The organism is Ferrigenium kumadai (assembly GCF_018324385.1).
GTDB lineage: Bacteria > Pseudomonadota > Gammaproteobacteria > Burkholderiales > Gallionellaceae > Gallionella > Gallionella kumadai.
Genome location: NZ_AP019536.1, coordinates 1,629,077 through 1,647,296 on the forward strand (window position 1 = coordinate 1,629,077; position 18,220 = coordinate 1,647,296).

Consider the following 18,220-nt stretch of genomic DNA (forward strand, 5'->3'; position numbering starts at 1 on the left):
GAGCAGCGAGGTCACAATGAATAAAATTAACGTCGCCATCATTGGCGGCGGTTATGCCGGCATGGCAGCAGCAGCCGAACTGGCCTCGCGTAACATCCCCGTCACCGTATTCGAAAGCGCCAGACAGCTTGGCGGACGCGCGCGCGGCGTGCGGCACAACGACACACAGCTCGACAACGGCCAGCACCTGCTGCTCGGCTGCTATCGCGAGACCCTCCGCCTGATCGAACTGGTCGGCGGCGACATCGGACAGGATTTCCTGCGCCTGCCGCTGCAACTCGACCTGCATAACGAATTCGCCTTCAAGGCGCCTCGCCTGCCCGCGCCGTTTCATCTCTTGTTCGCTCTGCTCAACGCGCAAGGGCTGACCTGGCGCGAGCGCATCAAGGCCGCACGCTTCATGCTCGCGCTGCGCCACATGAACTTCCGCCTTCCGCGCGACATGACCGTCGCCGAGCTGCTCGCCCAACACGGGCAAGGCACCGATCTGACGCTCAAGCTATGGGAACCGCTCACCATCGCCGCGCTGAACACTCCTGTCCGCAAGGCTTCCGCACAGGTGCTGCTCAACGTGCTGCGCGATGCGCTGAACCGCGCCCGCGCCGACAGCGACATGCTGCTGCCGCGCATCGATTTCACCGACCTGTTCCCGCAACGTGCCGCGGCCTATGTCGAACGACAGGGAGGTGAGATGTTCCTTTCCAGTGGCGTAGAAGCAATCGTTCCACAGGATGAAGGCCTCAGCCTGGTCACGGCGCAGGGAACGCACTCGTTCAGCCACGTCATCTGCGCCGCGCCGCCGACAGTCGCCGCGAAGCTGCTGCGCCCGATCGCAGAACTCGGAAGCGCCGTTACTCAGATCGACTCGCTGGAACACCAGCCGATCTACACCGTGTACCTGCAATATCCGGCGCATGTGATCCTGCCCCATGCCATGCTCGGCCTGCACCGGCGCTACAGCCAGTGGCTGTTCGACAAGGGGCGGATCGCTGGCCAATCGGGCCTGCTCGCCAGCGTCATCAGCGCGGAAGGCATCCATCAGGAGTTGAGCCAGGAAGAATTGGCCCGGAAGGTCATCGCCGAACTGCGCGAGGAATTCGGTATCACAGAGGCACCGGCATGGTTCAAGGTTATCGCCGAAAAGCGTGCCACCTTCTGCTGCGCACCGAACCTGCAGCGCCCGTCGCAGCAGACCGCCCTACCTCGCCTGCTGCTGGCGGGTGACTACACCGCAGGCGACTATCCCGCCACGCTGGAAGGTGCCGTGCTCAGCGGCGTGCGCTGCGCCGCACTGATTTCCTGAAGCCTCCTCAGCTCAAGCTTTCTTCAGCTTTGCCGATAATGTAATCAAGCGTCGCGTTTGAGCATTTGGAAGAGCGGCTCCGCCGCCGGACGCTCAATTTCGAATGGGGGCTATCATGCTGGAAATACTTGTCTACTACCACGATGTGTTGCGTTACTCCGTTCTGGGCGACTGGGATCGGGTGCGCGACTTGCAGCAGCAGGGCTTCTACGTCAAGGTCAAGGTTCCGGCCAATACTCGGCGCTGAACCGTTGGCCGCCTACCTGCACCGGCCGGGGCGGAAGTAGGCGCTGTTGTCGTAATACGCGGAATCTTCATTGTCCGCCGCCCATCCCGGCACACCGAGCAGCGGCACGGGAGCCAGCTCCCGGGTGCTGAGACAATGCGCCGGCGCACTCAAATAGTCCGCGAGCAACTTATCCAGATGTACCAGACGTTGCTCCAACGGCCAGCCGAAGAAATCTGCTTCCACCGGCAACAACAGTCCCTGACCGGTCATGCCGATATAAGGATTGAGCGCCTTCTCGTACAGGCCATGGCCGAACAGGTAGAAACCCATCTGCGCATCTACCTCGGCTCGCCACCCCCAGAACAATTCCTTCCACTGAAAGTCGCGCAACAGTTTGGCCAGTTCCTCGTCCGCGTACGGAACGACTACCCCTGACTCGTCCAGCAGGGTATTGGTGTCACGCACCGCGCCGCGTTCGCTGCGACTTGCCTCTTTTCTTCCATCCGTCAGCGCCTGGTAATGCCGCGCATTGATCGCGGCCTTGGCCTTGGGGAAAGTCAGCCACACCAGTGCATTGAGCAGATCATGCCAGTTGTCCGCGCGCGTCGGTACCTCGCCTTTCAGATAGCAGCGCGGTTCGTATTGCGCCTCGAAGGCAAGTTTTCCATATTCCTGCGCGACGAAGCGCAACAGGTGGCCGCTCTGCGTGGCGATGGCGGGATGGCATCCATCGAGCAGCGCATTGCAGTCCTGTAACGTCGGGAAGCCGGTTGTGCCGAGACGCGAGATGATGGGGTGCAGCGGGAAGAACAGCGGCGATTGCAATAACGCGTCTTTATTCCATATGGGAGTCGGATTCATGCCGCAAGTTTAGCTGACCGGCGGGTTTGCCGGGTAGCGTCATGCTTGATGCCAAAAGTCCGGCTTGCTGGAGAAACAGGGGCCGATCACCATCGGCCCCCTTGGCGGTTATTTTCCGTAATCGAGGTAGATATTCACCCGCCGGTTCTCGCGCCGCCCCTCTTCGCTCCAGTTGTAAGCGACACGCCGGGTCTGTCCGAATCCGGTGGCGGAGAGCCTGCTGCGCGCGATGCCGAATTTATCCACCAGATAGTTCACCACACTCTCGGCGCGGCGCCGAGAGAGCTCCATACCCTGCCCCCTGGTCCCCTCCGCGTTGCTGGCGTGCCCCTCTATCGTTGCCGAGGCGTTTGGATTCTCTTTCAGGAAATCCGCCACCCTGGAGAGCTCGTCGTGGTAGCGCGTCTTGATGTCGGCCCGGTTCCTGTCGAATTCCATTTCCAGTCCGACCTTGGTGATACGTCCGGGAACCGGCTTGAAGCCTTCCTTCACATCCATCGCACAGTCGATGATGGAGTCGATGCGGCGGTTCTGCCGCTTGCCCTCCTCGGTGCGGTTGTCCGCGACGGGGCGCGTCTTGCCGTATCCCACGGCTTTCAAGCGGGAACGGTCGATGCCGGAACGATTCACGAGGTATTCCACCACGCTGTTTGCACGGCGCTGCGACAGCTGCATGTTGTACTCGTCCGTCCCGACCTCGTCGGTATGTCCCTCGATCACGGCCGTGGTGTCCGGATATTTCCTCAGATATGCACCCAGCCTTTCTACCGAGGCCTCGTATTCATGCTGGATGGCATACTGATCGATCTCGAACTGGATATCCAGTGTGGTGCAATACTTGATCCGCTCCGGATATCCCGGAAGCGGTGCCGCCTCGCCGGCAGGAGCTTCCCCTTGCCTGATTAGATCCGGGTCGCATTCCTCGATCGCCATCCCCGGCGTCCAGTAGCCCGTGCGCCAGCACTGCCCCGCACCGCTTTTGACAAGTTCGCCTTGGCTGTCCACCAGATAGCCTTGCGTCCGCGGTTCGTTATGGGCCATGACTTGCGCCGGAGAAATGGCCGCCGCACAAGCCGCGACAACAACCAGGTTCAGCAACGTTTTCCGTGATGCTTGGTTCGGGCATGGGAAATTATTCATGACGACCTCCATTGCAATGGTTAGGGGTGCAGACACTGTGTCAGTATCATTCGTCTGAACTTCACACGCAATAAGGCAAAACATGTAGCAACATTCTGCAGACTCTATCTTTTCCAATCTCACCGTCGGCCTCTACCTGCTGAACGGTCAATTCAAAGCGCTGCGTGGCTGACTGCTGGTTCATGCGGTTACAACGCGATTCCTGCCACCGGCTTTGGCCAGGTACAAAGCTTGATCGGCACGTCCGGTCAAGGTGTCTGCCGTGTCATCCGGAGCGAATTGCGCCACACCGAAACTGCAGCTCAGTCTGCCCACCCCGGTGAACGCAGTCGTTTCAACTCGTTCGCGCAGTTTCTCAGCCAGCTTTGCGGCCTCGCTGCTGTTCAAATGCGGCACCACGACCATGAACTCCTCTCCGCCCCACCGAGCCAGGCTGTCGGTCTCCCGGATACGTGGAGCCACCAGACTTGTCAGCTGAACCAGCACGCTATCGCCCACCTGGTGACCATAAGTGTCATTGACACGCTTGAAGTGGTCGATGTCGTACATGATGAGCGACAGTGGCGTATGGTAGCGTTGCGAACGCTTGATTTCCTGGCCGAGGATGGCGTTGAACTTCAGCCGGTTCAAGGCGCCTGTCAGGGTGTCGGTGGTGGCCTGCCGTTCCAGCTCGTGCGACAGTGCTTCCAGACGTTTCTGGTTCTGGTGCAGCAGTATTTCAGTGCCGAATTCGCGCTGGAGTACCAGCAGCGAAACGAGGATCAGCACACTGATCATCAATGTCAGGATGATGCCGAACAGGCGATTTACCAACGAGGCCTTTTCCTGTCGCAGCAACACGATGGACCAGCCTTCCTGCCCAACCATCTGCCGCCCGGCCAGGAATTTCTTGCCGGCGATGCTGATCCACTCGCCGTTCCCGAAGCGTTGCTGCGCGAGAGAAGTAACCTCCTTTCCGGCGAACTGCTGCGATGCCTGGGTTTGCCGGAGCAGATCCGGCGGCAACGGCCACAGGCCATACGGCGCGCCCTTCATGCCGGAAAGCAGCACGACGCCATTCGCATCGACCAGGAACGCATCCTGAAAGTGCGTCAGCCCCAGTGCTTCCGGATCAAGTGTGTGTTTCACCACGGCCACGCCGGTGATCTCTTGCCTGCCATTGCGGATGGGGGCACTGGCGTAGAAGCCCGCCTCCCCCGTGGTGACCCCGATGGCGAAGAACTTGCCCAGTCTCCCGGCGAGTGCCTCCTGGAAGTATGGGCGGAAGCTGTAATTCCTCCCGGCAAGGCTGGTCGGCTGATGGCGATTGGAAGCGGCAATGACCGTCCCGTTTCGGTCCATCACATAGGCGATGAGGCCGGGATGGACGGCGCTGTAGCGATCCACCAACAGGTTGGCCTGGGCAAGCGTATCGGGTGCGGTACCGGGCATTCCGGCAAGAGCATTCGAGGTCGACATCGCCGTCGCCAATCCTTGCGTAACTGTGGTATCGACCGAGAGCCGGTGAGCCAGCAGCGATGTCCCTGCATCGATGTCCCGCCGCAGGTCTTCCTGATAGAGCTTGCCCAAGTTGTTCGTAAGCGTCCAGCCCAAACCGATGGTCATGACCAGCACGGCAACGGTGGCGCGGAAATACCAGCGCCGCTTCATCATCAGGTGCGATTCTTCAAATCGGCTCTGCTCATAGGCCCAGACGGCCAGCATGATCCAGCACGCGAAGAAAGCGCGAAACAGCTGGATGGGCGCGCCGACAGCGGCGAAGAAAGTCTCCTGATTCAGGAAGTTCGCTGGGAACGAGGCGGCCGCCGGCACTACGGCACCGGCGGCGATGCCATACAACCCCATGCCGATGCCGGCAGAGATCAGCCAGCGGCGCCTCAGTCCTTCAAGCGTGCTAGCCTTGGCGAAAAGCGCGAAGGCCGCCCACAGGCAACCGACCAGACCCAGCGCATACCGGAAACCGCCATTCAACCCGCTCTGGCCGCCCAGCAAGCTGCCGAGCAGCAGTGCAACAAGCAGCAGGACCGGCAATATCCAGCGCCCCACAGTCCGCATGCCCAGCTTGATCGTAGCGACCCGGCCGAACTCGACCAGAAAAGCGAATGAGGCAGCCATCACCGCCAATCGCACCGAAGAAAAAAGCGGCGTGTCGCCTGCGGTCAAGGCCAGCAGATCCAGCCATTCATTCAGCCCATGGGTAAAGCCAAATAGTCCCATGAACAGCCATGGCAATACTTCCTGCGGCGACCGTTGCCGGGTAAAGCAGACCACGCCCAGGACCATGAAGGCCAGCCCATAGACGAAGAAGATGTAATCCATCTGGCTTTTGAGGAATTGTGCGGTCTCTAGCATCTGAGGAAGTGTTGCCTGAATATGGAGGGAAGAATGTTGCAAGCCTTAGTGCTTAAGCAGCCTAAGGTCTGCACACAGTGTTAAGTGTATCGCCGCCGGACACAATCAGGTACAACATCCGCCACAATAATGCTTCTCACATTTGCACCCGATTCAGCCGGCGCATGAGTGACCACCGGCCTGCTGAAACCCATTGCTCATATCGTGATGCTGGAGAAAAGCGGCAAGCCACTCCCTGCATTTGTCTTTCATGCCGCAGCCGCATCAGCCTTCCAGATCGCGCTTCTTCTGCTCGAATTCATCGCGTTCGATCTCCCCGCGCGCGTAGCGCTCCTTGAGCAGATCGACTGGGGACTTTTCCCGCTCTCCCTTGCCGCAAGTGCCTGAGCCACGAGAGCATCTCACCAGCATCACAATGCCGGCAATCAACAGCCCCCAGAACAGCAGCATACCCAGCCCCATGCCGCCCCAACCCCAGCCGTAATCATTCATATGCCCCCACATTTTTTACTCCTTCCTGGCCGCACTACGGCCTAGAGTTTCACGCGACGCAACCGCAGCGCATTAGTAATCACCGACACCGAACTGAAGCTCATTGCCGCCGCCGCGATGATGGGCGACAGCAGCAGTCCGAAGAACGGGTAAAGCACACCCGCCGCAACGGGGATGCCGAGTACGTTGTAGATGAAGGCGAAGAACAGGTTCTGGCGGATGTTGCCCATGGTAGCGCGGGAGAGACGCACGGCGCGCACGATGCCGTTCAGGTCGCCCTTGACCAGCGTGACGCCCGCGCTTTCCATCGCCACGTCGGTGCCTGTGCCCATGGCGATGCCCACCTGAGCCTGCGCCAGGGCCGGTGCGTCGTTGATACCGTCGCCAGCCATCGCCACGAAGCGTCCCTGCGCCTGCAATTGTTTGATGATGGCGGATTTCTGCTCGGGCAGTACTTCCGCCTCGACGCGGTCGATGCCGAGCTTGCGAGCTACTGCCTCGGCCGTGATGCGGTTATCGCCGGTCAGCATGATGAGCTGTACGCCCTCCTTGTGCAGGGCGCGGATCGCCTCCGGTGTGGAAGCCTTGACCGGATCGGCCACGCCGAGCAGGCCTGCGGCCCTGCCGTCGATCGCCAGCAACATCACCGTTTGCCCCTCTCCGCGCAACGCCTCGGCTCGTACGGGCAGCTCGTCCGCATCGATGTGCAACTCCTCGAACAACTTGAGATTGCCCAGCGCGACCGCACGGCCCTCGACTGTCCCCGCCACGCCCTTGCCGGTGAACGAGCGGAACTCGCTCACCGCGGTGAGCGTGATGCCTTTTTCCTGTGCGCCGCTCACGATCGCCGCGGCCAGCGGGTGTTCGCTGGCGCGCTCCAGGCTGGCGCCCAGCCACAGCACGACGCCTTCATCGAACCCGGGCAGCGGAACGACCGAGGTAAGTTTCGGTTTCCCTTCGGTCAAGGTGCCGGTCTTGTCCACCACCAGCGTGTTCACCTTCTCCATAGTTTCCAGCGCTTCGGCATTCTTGATCAGCACACCGGCCAGCGCACCGCGCCCGGTGCCGACCATGATGGACATCGGCGTAGCCAACCCCAATGCACACGGGCAGGCGATGATCAGCACCGCAACGGCGTTGACGATGGCGTGCGCGAGACGCGGCTCCGGCCCCCAGATGCCCCATACCGCCAGCGTGATGAGCGCGACCAGTACCACCACCGGAACGAAATAACCTGCAGTCACGTCGGCCAGCCGCTGGATCGGAGCGCGACTGCGCTGCGCCTCGCTCACCATGTGCACGATCTGCGCGAGCAGGGTGTCGGCGCCGACACGCTCGGCGCGCATCAGCAAACTGCCCGTGCCGTTCACCGTCGCACCGATCAATCGCGCGCCAGTGACTTTTTCCACCGGGATGGACTCGCCGGTCACCATGGATTCATCCAGCGCACTCGTGCCTTCCAGCACCACGCCGTCCACCGGCACCTTTTCGCCGGGACGTACTCGCAGAACATCGCCCGGCCGTACCTGCTCCAGCGGAATGTCTTCTTCTTTGCCATCGGCGCGCACGATGCGTGCAGTCTTAGGGGCAAGGCCTAGCAGCAATTTGATCGCGGCACTGGTCTGGCTGCGCGCGCGCAATTCCATCACCTGCCCGAGCAGCACCAGCGCCATGATCACCGCGGCGGCCTCGAAATACACCGGTACCGTCCCCATCATGCTGCGCATCGCGTAAGGAAAGATGCCCGGCAGCAGCATGGCCACCACGCTGTAGCTCCACGCCACGCCGACACCCAGCGCGATCAGGGTGAACATGTTGAGGCTGCGATTGATGACGGAAGCCCAACCGCGCTGGAATATCGGCCAGCCGCCCCACAACACAGCAGGAGTGGACAGCGCGAATTCCAGCCATTGCAGCACAGTCATCGAAACAAAATCCGGCACGAATTGCGGTGTCAGTTCGGAAACCATCGCCATGATGAATACCGGCAAGGCCAGTGCCGCACTCACCCAGAAGCGTCGGCTCATGTCGTTCAATTCGGTGTTGTCTTCCGCGGGTGCGTTGCGCGGCTCCAGCGCCATGCCGCAGATCGGGCAACTGCCCGGTTCATTGCGCACGACCTCCGGATGCATGGGACAAGTGTATTCGACCGACCCTGCTGCTACCGGCGATTCCGGTTCCAGCGCCATGCCGCACTTGGGGCAGCATCCCGGCGCGGGCTGGCGTACCTCAGGATGCATGGGACAGGTGTAAACGACACCGCTGTGTCGCGCCATGGGAACTTCTGGCACTGCGGATTTATCGAGGTAATCTGATGGGGATGCTTGGAACCTGATCTGGCATTTCGCGCTGCAGAAGTGGTATTCGATGCCGCGGTATTCGAAGTGATGCGGCGAGTCCGGCTTCACCGTCATGCCGCACACAGGATCAATTGCCATAACCTTTTCCTTTCAGCATCCATCGAAAACTTCTTGGGGCGACCTCCCCATTCAAGCGGATCTGCAACTCTATGGATGCGGGAACCGGCTTGACCGCCTTGAATCGCAACAACCCCTTGCGGTGATGACCACCGGGCGGCGCGCCCTCCCAACCCAGCGGCGAGTATCGCTTTCCGTCCGCAATGAGCACGGAAGACCTGGACAAGTCATCGTTCAGAGACTTCGTATGGGTTTCCAGGACTACGCCAAAATCCCACGTTTTCGCCCCACTCGAAACATCCTGCGGGGTGACCATGACCTTTAATCCCCCTTCATCGCTTGTTTGCGGCGCATATCTAGGCTCCGCCGCATTGGTCACGGCTACGAATGCAAGCCCCAATCCGATCAAAATAGGTCTCAGCATCTTTCATGCTCCCGCGCAGCTTCGGTGACCTTGGCCGCAATATACAGAATGCCCGCAGCGTTAAACGCCAACCCAAGCCAGAACAACTCGACCTGGTATTCCGCAACCACTGTGAGAAATCCCGTGACGCCCAGTATGGGCAAAATATTGACCAGGTAATGGGCACAGCAGGAAACCATCGCCGCCGTAGAGGTCGTGCCGGACACGGCAACCATTCTGCCCGATGCACCGTGTCGCCCGACCAGGTTCTTGAGGTATGTGTAAAGCCCGACCTGAATACCGAAGCCCACCGCGAGCGCCACGATGAAGTACCAGTATTTTGAAAATTGTTCGAGAGCGAAGCTCCCGCCGGAAATCAGGCTCACGATGCCGAAATAGACGGTGAGCAACAATACGAATGCTCCCACTCCGAATTGCAGCGGCCTGGCATATCCCACCGACACGGCGGCTGATGACTCTTCCACAAGCGCCATGCCGCACTTGGGGCAAGCTCCCGGAGACGTTTGCCTTATTTCCGGATGCATCGGACAGGTGTAGCCCACTTTCATCAGCCTGGGCGCGGGTAAAGATCGCGCCGCGTGAGCGGGACCGGATTTGAAAAAGGCGCGCGTTTGGAAGCCAGTATCTGATACACCCCGGTATTGCCTTCTTCGAACTGCATGGCACAGGCCGCCATATAAAGCCGCCAGATACGGTAGACCGATTCCGGCACGTGTTCCAGCACTTCTTCGCGACGACTTTCGAGGCGTCTCACCCACTCGCGCAATGTCAGCTCGTAGTGTTTTCTGAGGCTTTCGACGTCGTGGATCTCGAATTTCGCGTCTTCCATGAGCTGCTGCACCGTGCTGATGTTTTCAAGTTGCCCGTCCGGAAACACATAGCGGTTGATGAATTCTGTCGCGATGCCTTTCTTCCAGCCACCTTCCTCGCTGGTGATGCCATGGTTCAGGAACAGCCCGCCGGGTTTGAGAGCCCGGTGGGCGACGGAAAAGTACGTCGGCAGGTTCTTCAGGCCCACGTGCTCGAACATGCCAACGCTCGCCACCTTATCGTACTCTGCCTCGCCCTTGAGGTCGCGGTAATCCATCAACTCTACCGTGACCCTGTCTTCGAGTCCGCGGCGCTTGATCGTGCGCTGAGCATGGTCATACTGGTTCCGGCTCAGCGTGATGCCATGTGCATTCACTCCATAATGCTCTGCGGCCCAGCAGACCAAGGCCCCCCAGCCACAGCCGATGTCGAGCATCCGCTCGCCCGCCTTGAGTCGCAATTTGCGGCAGATATGATCGAGCTTGTTGCATTGCGCCTGCTCCAGGCTCTGGCCGGCATCCTCGTAATAAGCGCAGGAGTAGACCATTTGCTCGTCCAGCCACAGCGCATAGAAATCGTTGGATACGTCGTAGTGGAAGGAAATGGCATCGCGATTGAGCTCTTTGCTGGCTTCCAATCCCAGTTTTTGCCTGAGGTCTTTTGCCCACCTGCGGCTGCCGTTCGACTCGGTTTTCTCCGGCTTGATCGTCAATGCCTTGGTCGCAAGCATGGCCTTCTCGGGGAGGGACAGTTGCAACGAAGTCAGATAATGGCGCAGCTTGAGCGCACTGTAGAGGTCGCCGTCGATGTCGATGAGCCCCTGAAAATAAGACTCGACGAGGCGCAACGGACTCTGCGACAGGACCATATCCTGGAAAGCTCTTGAAGACCGGAAGATCAGCGAAAAATCGGGACAGTCGTGGCCCAGTTGCACTTCTGAGCCGTCCCAAAGGCAGATGCGGATGCTCCCATCGAAATTCCGGAACAGGCGATACAGGATCTGTCTGGCCGGATCGGTATCGGGATTGCAGGCTACAGAGTTGCTTCCGTAAATGGTTGCCATTTCACCGAACTCCTTCCTCAATTGGTTAGAGAGTCTCTGATCAAGCGAACTCAAAGGCAGACATGGCTGCCAACCTATTTACCCGGCAAAAAACCTTTCCTCATATATGCCTGGCAATCATTCAACCGAGAACACTCGCGGCTCATTCCCGTTTTTAGAAACGGCATAGATCGTCAGGGTTCCCTTCTTTATCTCGCCCATCCCCGGCGAATTCATCGGCATGCCGGGTGCACTGATGCCGGTGATCGCAGGCTTCTCCTTGAGCAGCTTTCGGATGGCGCCGACCGGCACATGCCCCTCGACCACATAGCCACCGACCAGCGCCGTGTGGCAACTGGCGACATGGGATACCCCATGACGCTTCTTGATGGCATCCATGTCGGATTCATTAACAGCCTTTACCGCGAAATCGTTTGAACGTAAATATTTCACGTATTCCTCGCAGCAACCGCATGCCGGGCTCTTGTACACGGTCACTTCCGTTGCAGCGAGGGCGAGTGGTGCATTCAGCAATAAGGCTGCAGTGCAGATGCGCAGCCATAGTCCGGCAATTTTCCCCTTACGAAACGTCATTTTTCCCCTAGTCCTTTTTCCTCGTCGAACATGGACTGGCTCCATGTGGCCATGTGTAACATCGTTTAGCGCTTGAGCTCAATACGGGTAATTACCCATTCGTTTGACCGGTTTTGGTCCAATTCAAAAAGCACGCTGTCACCCGCCTCTACTCCCTTGGGCAACGGACCACGCAGCGAGAACCACATAGTCATCGCCGGCCACTGCAGCGAGGGTATCGCTTCGTGCGCAATCTGCACCTTGTTCCCTTCCGGATTTACCGCCTTAAGCACACCAAAACCTTCATGCTTCGCTTGGCTGGTAGCACGCGATACCTCCTGACTGAGTGATGGCGTTGCGGTATATGCCGTTCCCGCCATCGCCACCGTTGCGGCCATGGCAATAATCGGCGCCACGAACAAATTGACTGCTTTCATCGTTCTTCCTTTCATGCATCGCGGGATGCCGATAAGTCCGTTCGCCCCGCCGCATCCCGGTTGGCGGACGATATCTTTCTTTGTTTAACCAGCGCGTAGATCACCGGAATCACCACCAGCGTCAGCACTGTCGATGACACCATGCCGCCGACCATCGGTGCCGCGATGCGGCTCATCACTTCCGAGCCGGTGCCGCTGCTCCACATGATCGGCAACAGGCCGGCCATGATCGCGGTCACGGTCATCATCTTCGGGCGCACGCGCTCCACCGCTCCTTCCATGATGGCGGCATGCAGGTCGTCCGGCACCGGCTCGCGCCCTTCCGCCGCGCAGCGCGCCTGCTGCTCCTGCCATGCGTTTTCCAGATAGATCAGCATCACCACGCCAGTCTCCGCCGCCACGCCAGCGAGCGCGATGAAGCCCACCGCAACCGCCACGCTCAGGTTGTAACCCAGCAGCCACAGCAGCCACACGCCGCCGACCAATGCGAACGGCACGGACAGCATCACAATCAGCGACTCGGTGACGCGTTTGAAATTGAGGTAGAGCAGCAGGAATATAAGTAGCAAGGTGATTGGGATGACAATCTTCATCTTCGCCGCGGCGCGCTCCATGTACTCGAACTGCCCGCTCCAGGTGGCGTAGTAGCCGGGCGGGAACTTCACCTGCTCGGCCACCGCCTTGCGGGCCTCGGCCACATAAGAGCCGATGTCGCGGTTGCGGATGTCCACGTAGATGTAGGCGGAGAGCAGCGCGTTCTCGGTGCGGATCGAGGGCGCGCCCTTGCCTATGCTCACCCTGGCTAGCTGGCCGAGCGGGATCATCGCACCGTCCATGGTCGGCACCAGCACCTCGCGCGCGATCTGATCGGGTGTGCTGCGCAGCTCGCGCGGATAACGCACGTTCACGCCGAAGCGTTCCAGCCCTTCCACCGTGGTGGTCACTGTCTCGCCGCCCAGCGCGGTAGCGATCACCTCCTGCACCTCTCCCACCGTCAGGCCGTATCGCGCAAGCTGAGCACGGTCCGGCTCGATATTGAGATAGAAACCGCCGGTGATGCGCTCGGCAAAGGCGCTGCTGGTGCCCGGGACCTTCCTGACCACGGCTTCGATCTCCCTGGCGAGATGCTCCATCTCCTCCAGGTTCTTGCCGAACACCTTGATGCCGACGGGCGTGCGGATACCGGTGGAGAGCATGTCGATACGCGCCTTGATCGGCATGGTCCACGAGTTCGCCACGCCGGGGAATTGCAGCGCCCTGTCCATCTCGGCGATCAGCTTGTCGGTGGTCATGCCGGACCGCCATTCCTCCTGCGGCTTGAGGTTGATCACCGTCTCGAACATCTCCAGCGGCGCCGGGTCGGTGGCGGTCTGCGCGCGCCCTGCCTTGCCGTACACCGAAGCAACTTCGGGAAAGCTCTTGATGATCTTGTTCTGAGTCTGCAACAACTCAGCCGCCTTGGTCACCGACATGCCGGGCAATGACGCAGGCATGTAGAACAGTGTGCCCTCGTTCAGCGTCGGCATGAACTCGCTGCCCAGCCGCAACACGGGATAGAGCGTCAGCCCCATCGCCAGCAATGCAACCGTGATGGTGGTCTGCTTGCGGCGCAGCACGGCATCGATGACCGGGCGGTACACGGCGATCAGCCAGCGGTTCAGCGGATTCTGCGCCTCCGGCATGATGTGCCCGCGGATGAACAGCAGCATCAGCACCGGTACCAGCGTGACCGACAGCAGCGCCGCGCCCGCCATGGCGAAGGTCTTGGTATAGGCCAGCGGAGCGAATAGCCGCCCTTCCTGCGCCTCCAGCGAGAATACCGGCAGGAAGGACACCGTGATGATCAGCAGTGTGAAGAACAGCGCAGGTCCGACTTCCTTGCATGCCGTCAGCATCGCATCGAAGTGCGATTCCCCCTCTTTCATCCGCTCCAGGTGCTTGTGCGCGTTCTCTATCATCACGATGGCCGCGTCCACCATCGCGCCGATAGCGATGGCGATACCGCCAAGGCTCATGATGTTGGAGTTCATGCCCAGCGCGCGCATCGCGATGAAGGCGATCAACACGCCGATGGGCAGCATCACGATGGCGACCAGCGCGCTGCGCGCATGCATCAGGAACACCATGCACACCAGAGCCACGATCAGCCCTTCTTCGAACAGCGTCTTCTTCAATGTGGCGATGGCGCGCTGGATCAGCTCGGAGCGGTCATAGACCGCCTTGATGCTCACCCCCTCCGGCAATCCGGCGGACACTTCGGATATCTTGGCTTTGATGTTCTCGATCACTTCCAGCGCGTTCTGGCCGTAGCGCGCCATGGCGATACCGGACACCACTTCGCCTTCGCCGTTGAGTTCGGTGAGGCCGCGCCGCTCGTCCGGGCCAAGTGAAATTGCGGCGATGTCGCGCAACAACACCGGTGTGCCGTTCTCCGCCTTCACCACCAGCATTTCGAGGTCGCCACGGCCGCGCAGATAGCCCTTGCCGCGCACCATGTACTCTGTCTCGGCCATTTCCACCACGCGCCCGCCGACATCGCGATTGGATTCGCGAATCACCTGCGTGACCTTGTTCAGCGAAATACCGTAGGCACGCAACTTCACCGGATCGACCGTCACCTGGTACTGCTGCACGAAACCGCCAATGGAAGCCACCTCCGCAACGCCATGCGCCTTGGTGAGCTGGTAGCGCAGATACCAGTCCTGCATCGTGCGCAGTTCGGCCAGATTGTGTTTCTCGCTGAGCACGGCGTACTGGTACACCCAGCCCACACCGCTCGCATCCGGCCCCAGTTGCGGTGACACGCCTTTGGGCATGCGCCCCGCGATACTGTTGAGGTATTCCAGAACACGCGAACGCGCCCAGTAGATGTCGGTACCGTCCTCGAAGATCACGTACACGAACGAAGCACCGAAGAACGAGAAGCCGCGCACCACCTTGGATTTCGGCACGGACAGCATCGCCGTGGTGAGCGGATAAGTGACCTGGTCTTCCACCACCTGCGGCGCCTGTCCCGGGTATTCGGTATAGACGATCACCTGCACGTCTGACAGGTCGGGCAGCGCATCCAGCGGTGTTTTCATGAGGGCATAGATGCCCGCCAGCGTGATGAACAGGGTGGCGAGCAACACCAGGAAACGGTTGCGCGCCGACCATTCGATGAGTTTCGACAGCATGTCAGTGTCCTTCGTGTTGATGCTGCGTGCGGGCTTGCAGTTTGGTGATCACCCATTCGTCCGGCTTGCGCTCGACGATCTCGAAGCTGATCGCGCTGCCCGGTTGGATGCCATCCAGCAACGCCGAATTGGCCAGTGCGAAATCCATGGTCATGCCGGGCCAGCCCAGCGAGGCGATCGGCCCGTGGGTGATGCTGAGCGTGCCGTCGGCATTGACCGCTTCCAGCGTGCCCTGCGCCTGATGACCGACCACGGCGGTCTTGAGCTGCGCGGTTGCCTTACCCGGTTCCGCAGCAGGCGACTGCACGCTCGCTGCAGGTGTAGCCTGCCTGTCCTGAGCTTGTCGAACGGGCCCACTCATGCCGCCCAATGCCGCCCTGAGGTTGCTCTCCGCATCGATCAGGAAGTTCGCGGCAGTCACCACCTGCTCGCCTTCCGCGATACCTTCCAGCACCTCGACGTACCTGTCACTGCGGCTGCCCAGCTTCACTTCGCGCGGTTCGAAGCGTCCCTGCGCAAGCTGCACCAGCACGATCTGGCGAAGACCGCTGTCGATCACGGCAGAGACCGGCACAGTGAGCACCGGGCTTGCGCTACCCACCGGCAAGACGACCTGCGCGAACATCGCCGGCTTCAGCAGACCTTGCGGATTGGGGATCTCGATGCGCACGCGCACTGTGCGCGTTGCGCTGTCCAGCGTCGGAGAGACGAAGTCCACCTTGCCGTCGAACTGCCTTTCCGGGTACGCATCCACGCTGACTTGAACGCGCCCACCTGCCTTGATCTGCCCGATGTCCTGTTCGGCGACATCGGCCACCACCCACACCGAGGACAGGTCGGCGATGCGATACAGCATCTCGCCGGGCATGAAGCGCATGCCCTGCACCGCGTTCTTCTCCAGCACGATGCCGGAGACGGGTGCATGGAAGGTTACGCGGTTACCGTTCACTCGACCGTCCGCGATGTCCCAGTTCTTCAGGCGCGCGGCGCTGGATTCCGCGAGCCGCCGCATGCCGTCCCTCGCTTCCTCGTCCGCATCCTTCAGCGCGGCGATGCCTTGCGCAGCGAGTTCACGTTCTCGCCGTGCCGAGACCAGGTCGGGGCTGTATACCTCGAACAGCGGCTGGCCCTTGCCGACAGCCTGCCCCGTGGTGTTCACGTAGAGTCGTTCCACCCAGCCCTCGAATTTCGGCGCGATGACGAAGGTGCGCCGCTCGTCGATCTCGATGCGTCCCGCTACGCGCAACGTTTTGTCGAGCATGCGCATCGCCGCTACCTCGCTCTTCACCCCGAGCTTCTGCACCTTGTCGGTGCTGATAACGATCTGCTTGCCGTTGGTTGTTTCCGCCTCGCCTTCGTACACCGGCACATAGTCCATGCCCATCGCGTCCTTCTTCGACACCGGTGAGGTGTCCGGCAAGCCCATCGGGTTGCGGTAATACAACACCTTGCGCTCTGCCTTGGCCGCATCTGCTGCGACTGCTGGTACAGCAGTGCGCGCGCCTAGCCAATAACCGCCTGCCGCCACGCCCAGCAGTGTCAGCACGACGACGATTCCGTAAACTTTTTTCATGACTCTTCTCCCAACAGACGTTCGATCTCGGCGAGGCGCAGTTGCGCATCCAGTTGCGCCTTGAGGCGTTGCTGTTTTGCCTTTAGGATTTGCCGCTGCGCCTCGATCAGCATGGCGAACTCCACCCTGCCGGTCTCGTAGCCCGCGAGTGCGGACTGGTAGGTCAGTTCGCTCTGCGGCAGCAGTCGATTGGCCGCAAGCGACTCGGTGCGCCGCGCGGTCTCCAGCCCGTAAACGTTTTCGGACAACTCGGCCAGCATGCGGTCGAGCAACGCATGTTTACGCGACTCGGATGCCGCCAACTGCGCCTCCGCCTCGCGTTCCTGAGAACGGCGCGATTCCTGCTGCAGCGGGATGTTGAATTCGACCATCAGGTCCCAACTTTTCACCGAATTGCCGGACTGATTCGGCGCGATGCCCAGCGTGAAGCCGGGATAGCGATTGACGTAGGCAAGGTCGCGCCCCTTTTCGGCGGATTGCACCTGCGCCTCGGCGATCTGCAACTGCGGATTGCGCGCGCGCAGCTTCTGCTCCAGTGCCGGATAGTCCAGTTGCGCCGCAGTGGGTAATGGCGGCAACTGCGCAGGCTCCGCCAGTTCCGCCATCGCGGGGCGCGACAGCAATGCGTTCAGGCGGCTCTGCTCGTGATGGCGCTCGCTCTCGAGCTCGATCAGTTCGGCGCGCAGAGTGGTCTGCTCTACCTGCGCGCGGATGACATCCTGCTGCGAGCCCAGTCCGTTGGCATAGCGCGTCTGCGCGACCCGCTCCAGGTTGTCCAACAATTCCAGTGTCTGGCGCGCCAAATGCTCGCTGCCGGAGAGGTAGTAGTACATGGCGTAGGCCGCCTTGATGCGGCCCGACAGTTCAGCCCAGGTCGAAGCCGACTGACCGTCAGCCTGCGCGGCTTGCGCCTCGGCCACCTCGCGCTGCAGGCTGCGCTTGCCGAACCAAGGCACCTCCTGCATCAGCAGATAGCGCGTACTGCCAACCTGAGACGGCAGCAGGCTCGCAGCCTTGTTCGTCCCCTGATTGGTGACGTCCATCAGTTCGGTACGCAACACAGGGTCCGGCAAAGCGCCCGCGGGCTGTACGCGCTGACGTACGGCATCCGCCTCGTGGCGCACCGCCGCCAGTTCCGGATTGTGCTCGCGCGCATAGGCCAGCAGGCCCGCGACATCGCTGCCCAGCGCGCGCTCCTCTGCACCGGCAGGCGATAGCCACATGCCGAGCAGCAGGGTGTAAATCGGTAAAGATAATTTCATGTTCCGAATCCTCGTGCATATGCAATCGGACAGCCGCATAACCAGCGACTTGGCTGTCGTCTTTTGGCAGCCTAGTCGAATGGCTAGTGGTTATATCAAGGGCCGCCGAACGATTCGGGACGAGATCGG

Annotated in this window: 15 protein-coding genes; 2 read left to right on the forward strand and 13 right to left on the reverse strand. The window is 60.7% G+C overall.

From position 1 onward, the window contains the following. The first annotated feature begins 16 nt into the window (after nt 1-16). Together hpnE and FGKAn22_RS12595 are read left to right on the forward strand one after the other, a co-directional pair. Complete coding sequence (gene hpnE, locus FGKAn22_RS07740) at nt 17-1,303, forward strand: hydroxysqualene dehydroxylase HpnE (RefSeq protein ID WP_212785078.1); 1,287 nt, start codon at nt 17-19, stop codon at nt 1,301-1,303. A gap of 115 nt (nt 1,304-1,418) precedes the next feature. Continuing rightward, entirely contained in the window at nt 1,419-1,550 is a 132-nt protein-coding gene (locus FGKAn22_RS12595) for a hypothetical protein (RefSeq protein WP_281411862.1), read from the forward strand. A gap of 12 nt (nt 1,551-1,562) precedes the next feature. On the opposite strand, the gene FGKAn22_RS07745 is transcribed toward FGKAn22_RS12595, so the two are convergent. The 13 genes from FGKAn22_RS07745 to FGKAn22_RS07805 form a co-directional block, all read right to left on the reverse strand. Then, nucleotides 1,563-2,393, reverse strand: a complete 831-nt coding sequence (locus FGKAn22_RS07745; RefSeq protein WP_212785079.1) for a DUF3025 domain-containing protein — start codon at nt 2,391-2,393, stop codon at nt 1,563-1,565. Between the two features lie 108 nt (nt 2,394-2,501). Then, on the reverse strand, nt 2,502-3,434 hold the full coding sequence (locus FGKAn22_RS07750) for an OmpA family protein (RefSeq protein ID WP_212785080.1): 933 nt from the start codon (nt 3,432-3,434) through the stop codon (nt 2,502-2,504). 279 nt (nt 3,435-3,713) lie between these two features. Beyond that, nucleotides 3,714-5,885 (reverse strand): sensor domain-containing diguanylate cyclase, encoded by a 2,172-nt coding sequence (locus tag FGKAn22_RS07755; RefSeq protein ID WP_212785081.1) that lies wholly within the window; start codon nt 5,883-5,885, stop codon nt 3,714-3,716. A gap of 264 nt (nt 5,886-6,149) precedes the next feature. Beyond that, nucleotides 6,150-6,389, reverse strand: a complete 240-nt coding sequence (locus FGKAn22_RS07760; RefSeq protein WP_212785082.1) for an SHOCT domain-containing protein — start codon at nt 6,387-6,389, stop codon at nt 6,150-6,152. A 29-nt stretch (nt 6,390-6,418) separates the two neighbouring features. Beyond that, the gene (locus tag FGKAn22_RS07765) at nt 6,419-8,815 is read right to left on the reverse strand and encodes a heavy metal translocating P-type ATPase (RefSeq protein ID WP_212785083.1); all 2,397 of its coding nucleotides are present in this window, start codon (nt 8,813-8,815) and stop codon (nt 6,419-6,421) included. Beyond that, the gene (locus FGKAn22_RS07770; protein WP_212785084.1) at nt 8,805-9,218 is read right to left on the reverse strand and encodes a hypothetical protein; all 414 of its coding nucleotides are present in this window, start codon (nt 9,216-9,218) and stop codon (nt 8,805-8,807) included. Before FGKAn22_RS07770 ends, FGKAn22_RS07765 begins: the two co-directional genes overlap by 11 nt. After that, nucleotides 9,212-9,766: a heavy metal-binding domain-containing protein gene (locus tag FGKAn22_RS07775; protein ID WP_246487367.1), complete on the reverse strand. Its 555-nt coding sequence runs from the start codon at nt 9,764-9,766 to the stop codon at nt 9,212-9,214. The genes FGKAn22_RS07770 and FGKAn22_RS07775 overlap by 7 nt, the downstream gene beginning before the upstream one ends. Continuing rightward, on the reverse strand, nt 9,766-11,091 hold the full coding sequence (locus FGKAn22_RS07780; protein WP_212785085.1) for an SAM-dependent methyltransferase: 1,326 nt from the start codon (nt 11,089-11,091) through the stop codon (nt 9,766-9,768). The genes FGKAn22_RS07775 and FGKAn22_RS07780 overlap by 1 nt, the downstream gene beginning before the upstream one ends. 117 nt (nt 11,092-11,208) lie before the next feature. Next, complete coding sequence (locus FGKAn22_RS07785; protein ID WP_212785086.1) at nt 11,209-11,664, reverse strand: DUF411 domain-containing protein; 456 nt, start codon at nt 11,662-11,664, stop codon at nt 11,209-11,211. A 65-nt stretch (nt 11,665-11,729) separates the two neighbouring features. Further along, nucleotides 11,730-12,080 carry a copper-binding protein gene (locus tag FGKAn22_RS07790; protein WP_212785087.1) on the reverse strand — a complete coding sequence of 117 codons (351 nt, stop codon included), beginning with the start codon at nt 12,078-12,080 and terminating at the stop codon, nt 11,730-11,732. Between the two features lie 11 nt (nt 12,081-12,091). Beyond that, nucleotides 12,092-15,256 (reverse strand): efflux RND transporter permease subunit, encoded by a 3,165-nt coding sequence (locus FGKAn22_RS07795; RefSeq protein ID WP_212785088.1) that lies wholly within the window; start codon nt 15,254-15,256, stop codon nt 12,092-12,094. Nucleotide 15,257: 1 nt separating this feature from the next. After that, the gene (locus tag FGKAn22_RS07800; RefSeq protein WP_212785089.1) at nt 15,258-16,829 is read right to left on the reverse strand and encodes an efflux RND transporter periplasmic adaptor subunit; all 1,572 of its coding nucleotides are present in this window, start codon (nt 16,827-16,829) and stop codon (nt 15,258-15,260) included. Next, entirely contained in the window at nt 16,826-18,091 is a 1,266-nt protein-coding gene (locus FGKAn22_RS07805) for a TolC family protein (protein WP_212785090.1), read from the reverse strand. The genes FGKAn22_RS07800 and FGKAn22_RS07805 overlap by 4 nt, the downstream gene beginning before the upstream one ends. Between the last annotated feature and the right edge of the window lie 129 nt (nt 18,092-18,220).

Bases quoted from the DNA above. Each gene is read 5' to 3' on its own strand.
- FGKAn22_RS07780 (WP_212785085.1), bottom strand. From the start codon at position 11,091: ATGGCAACCATTTACGGAAGCAACTCTGTAGCCTGCAATCCCGATACC.
- hpnE (WP_212785078.1), top strand. From the start codon at position 17: ATGAATAAAATTAACGTCGCCATCATTGGCGGCGGTTATGCCGGCATG.
- FGKAn22_RS07805 (WP_212785090.1), bottom strand. From the start codon at position 18,091: ATGAAATTATCTTTACCGATTTACACCCTGCTGCTCGGCATGTGGCTA.
- FGKAn22_RS07775 (WP_246487367.1), bottom strand. From the start codon at position 9,766: ATGAAAGTGGGCTACACCTGTCCGATGCATCCGGAAATAAGGCAAACG.
- FGKAn22_RS07750 (WP_212785080.1), bottom strand. From the start codon at position 3,434: ATGGCCCATAACGAACCGCGGACGCAAGGCTATCTGGTGGACAGCCAA.
- FGKAn22_RS07765 (WP_212785083.1), bottom strand. From the start codon at position 8,815: ATGGCAATTGATCCTGTGTGCGGCATGACGGTGAAGCCGGACTCGCCG.
- FGKAn22_RS07800 (WP_212785089.1), bottom strand. From the start codon at position 16,829: ATGAAAAAAGTTTACGGAATCGTCGTCGTGCTGACACTGCTGGGCGTG.
- FGKAn22_RS07755 (WP_212785081.1), bottom strand. From the start codon at position 5,885: ATGCTAGAGACCGCACAATTCCTCAAAAGCCAGATGGATTACATCTTC.
- FGKAn22_RS07760 (WP_212785082.1), bottom strand. From the start codon at position 6,389: ATGTGGGGGCATATGAATGATTACGGCTGGGGTTGGGGCGGCATGGGG.
- FGKAn22_RS07785 (WP_212785086.1), bottom strand. From the start codon at position 11,664: ATGACGTTTCGTAAGGGGAAAATTGCCGGACTATGGCTGCGCATCTGC.
- FGKAn22_RS07790 (WP_212785087.1), bottom strand. From the start codon at position 12,080: ATGAAAGCAGTCAATTTGTTCGTGGCGCCGATTATTGCCATGGCCGCA.
- FGKAn22_RS12595 (WP_281411862.1), top strand. From the start codon at position 1,419: ATGCTGGAAATACTTGTCTACTACCACGATGTGTTGCGTTACTCCGTT.
- FGKAn22_RS07745 (WP_212785079.1), bottom strand. From the start codon at position 2,393: ATGAATCCGACTCCCATATGGAATAAAGACGCGTTATTGCAATCGCCG.
- FGKAn22_RS07795 (WP_212785088.1), bottom strand. From the start codon at position 15,256: ATGCTGTCGAAACTCATCGAATGGTCGGCGCGCAACCGTTTCCTGGTG.
- FGKAn22_RS07770 (WP_212785084.1), bottom strand. From the start codon at position 9,218: ATGCTGAGACCTATTTTGATCGGATTGGGGCTTGCATTCGTAGCCGTG.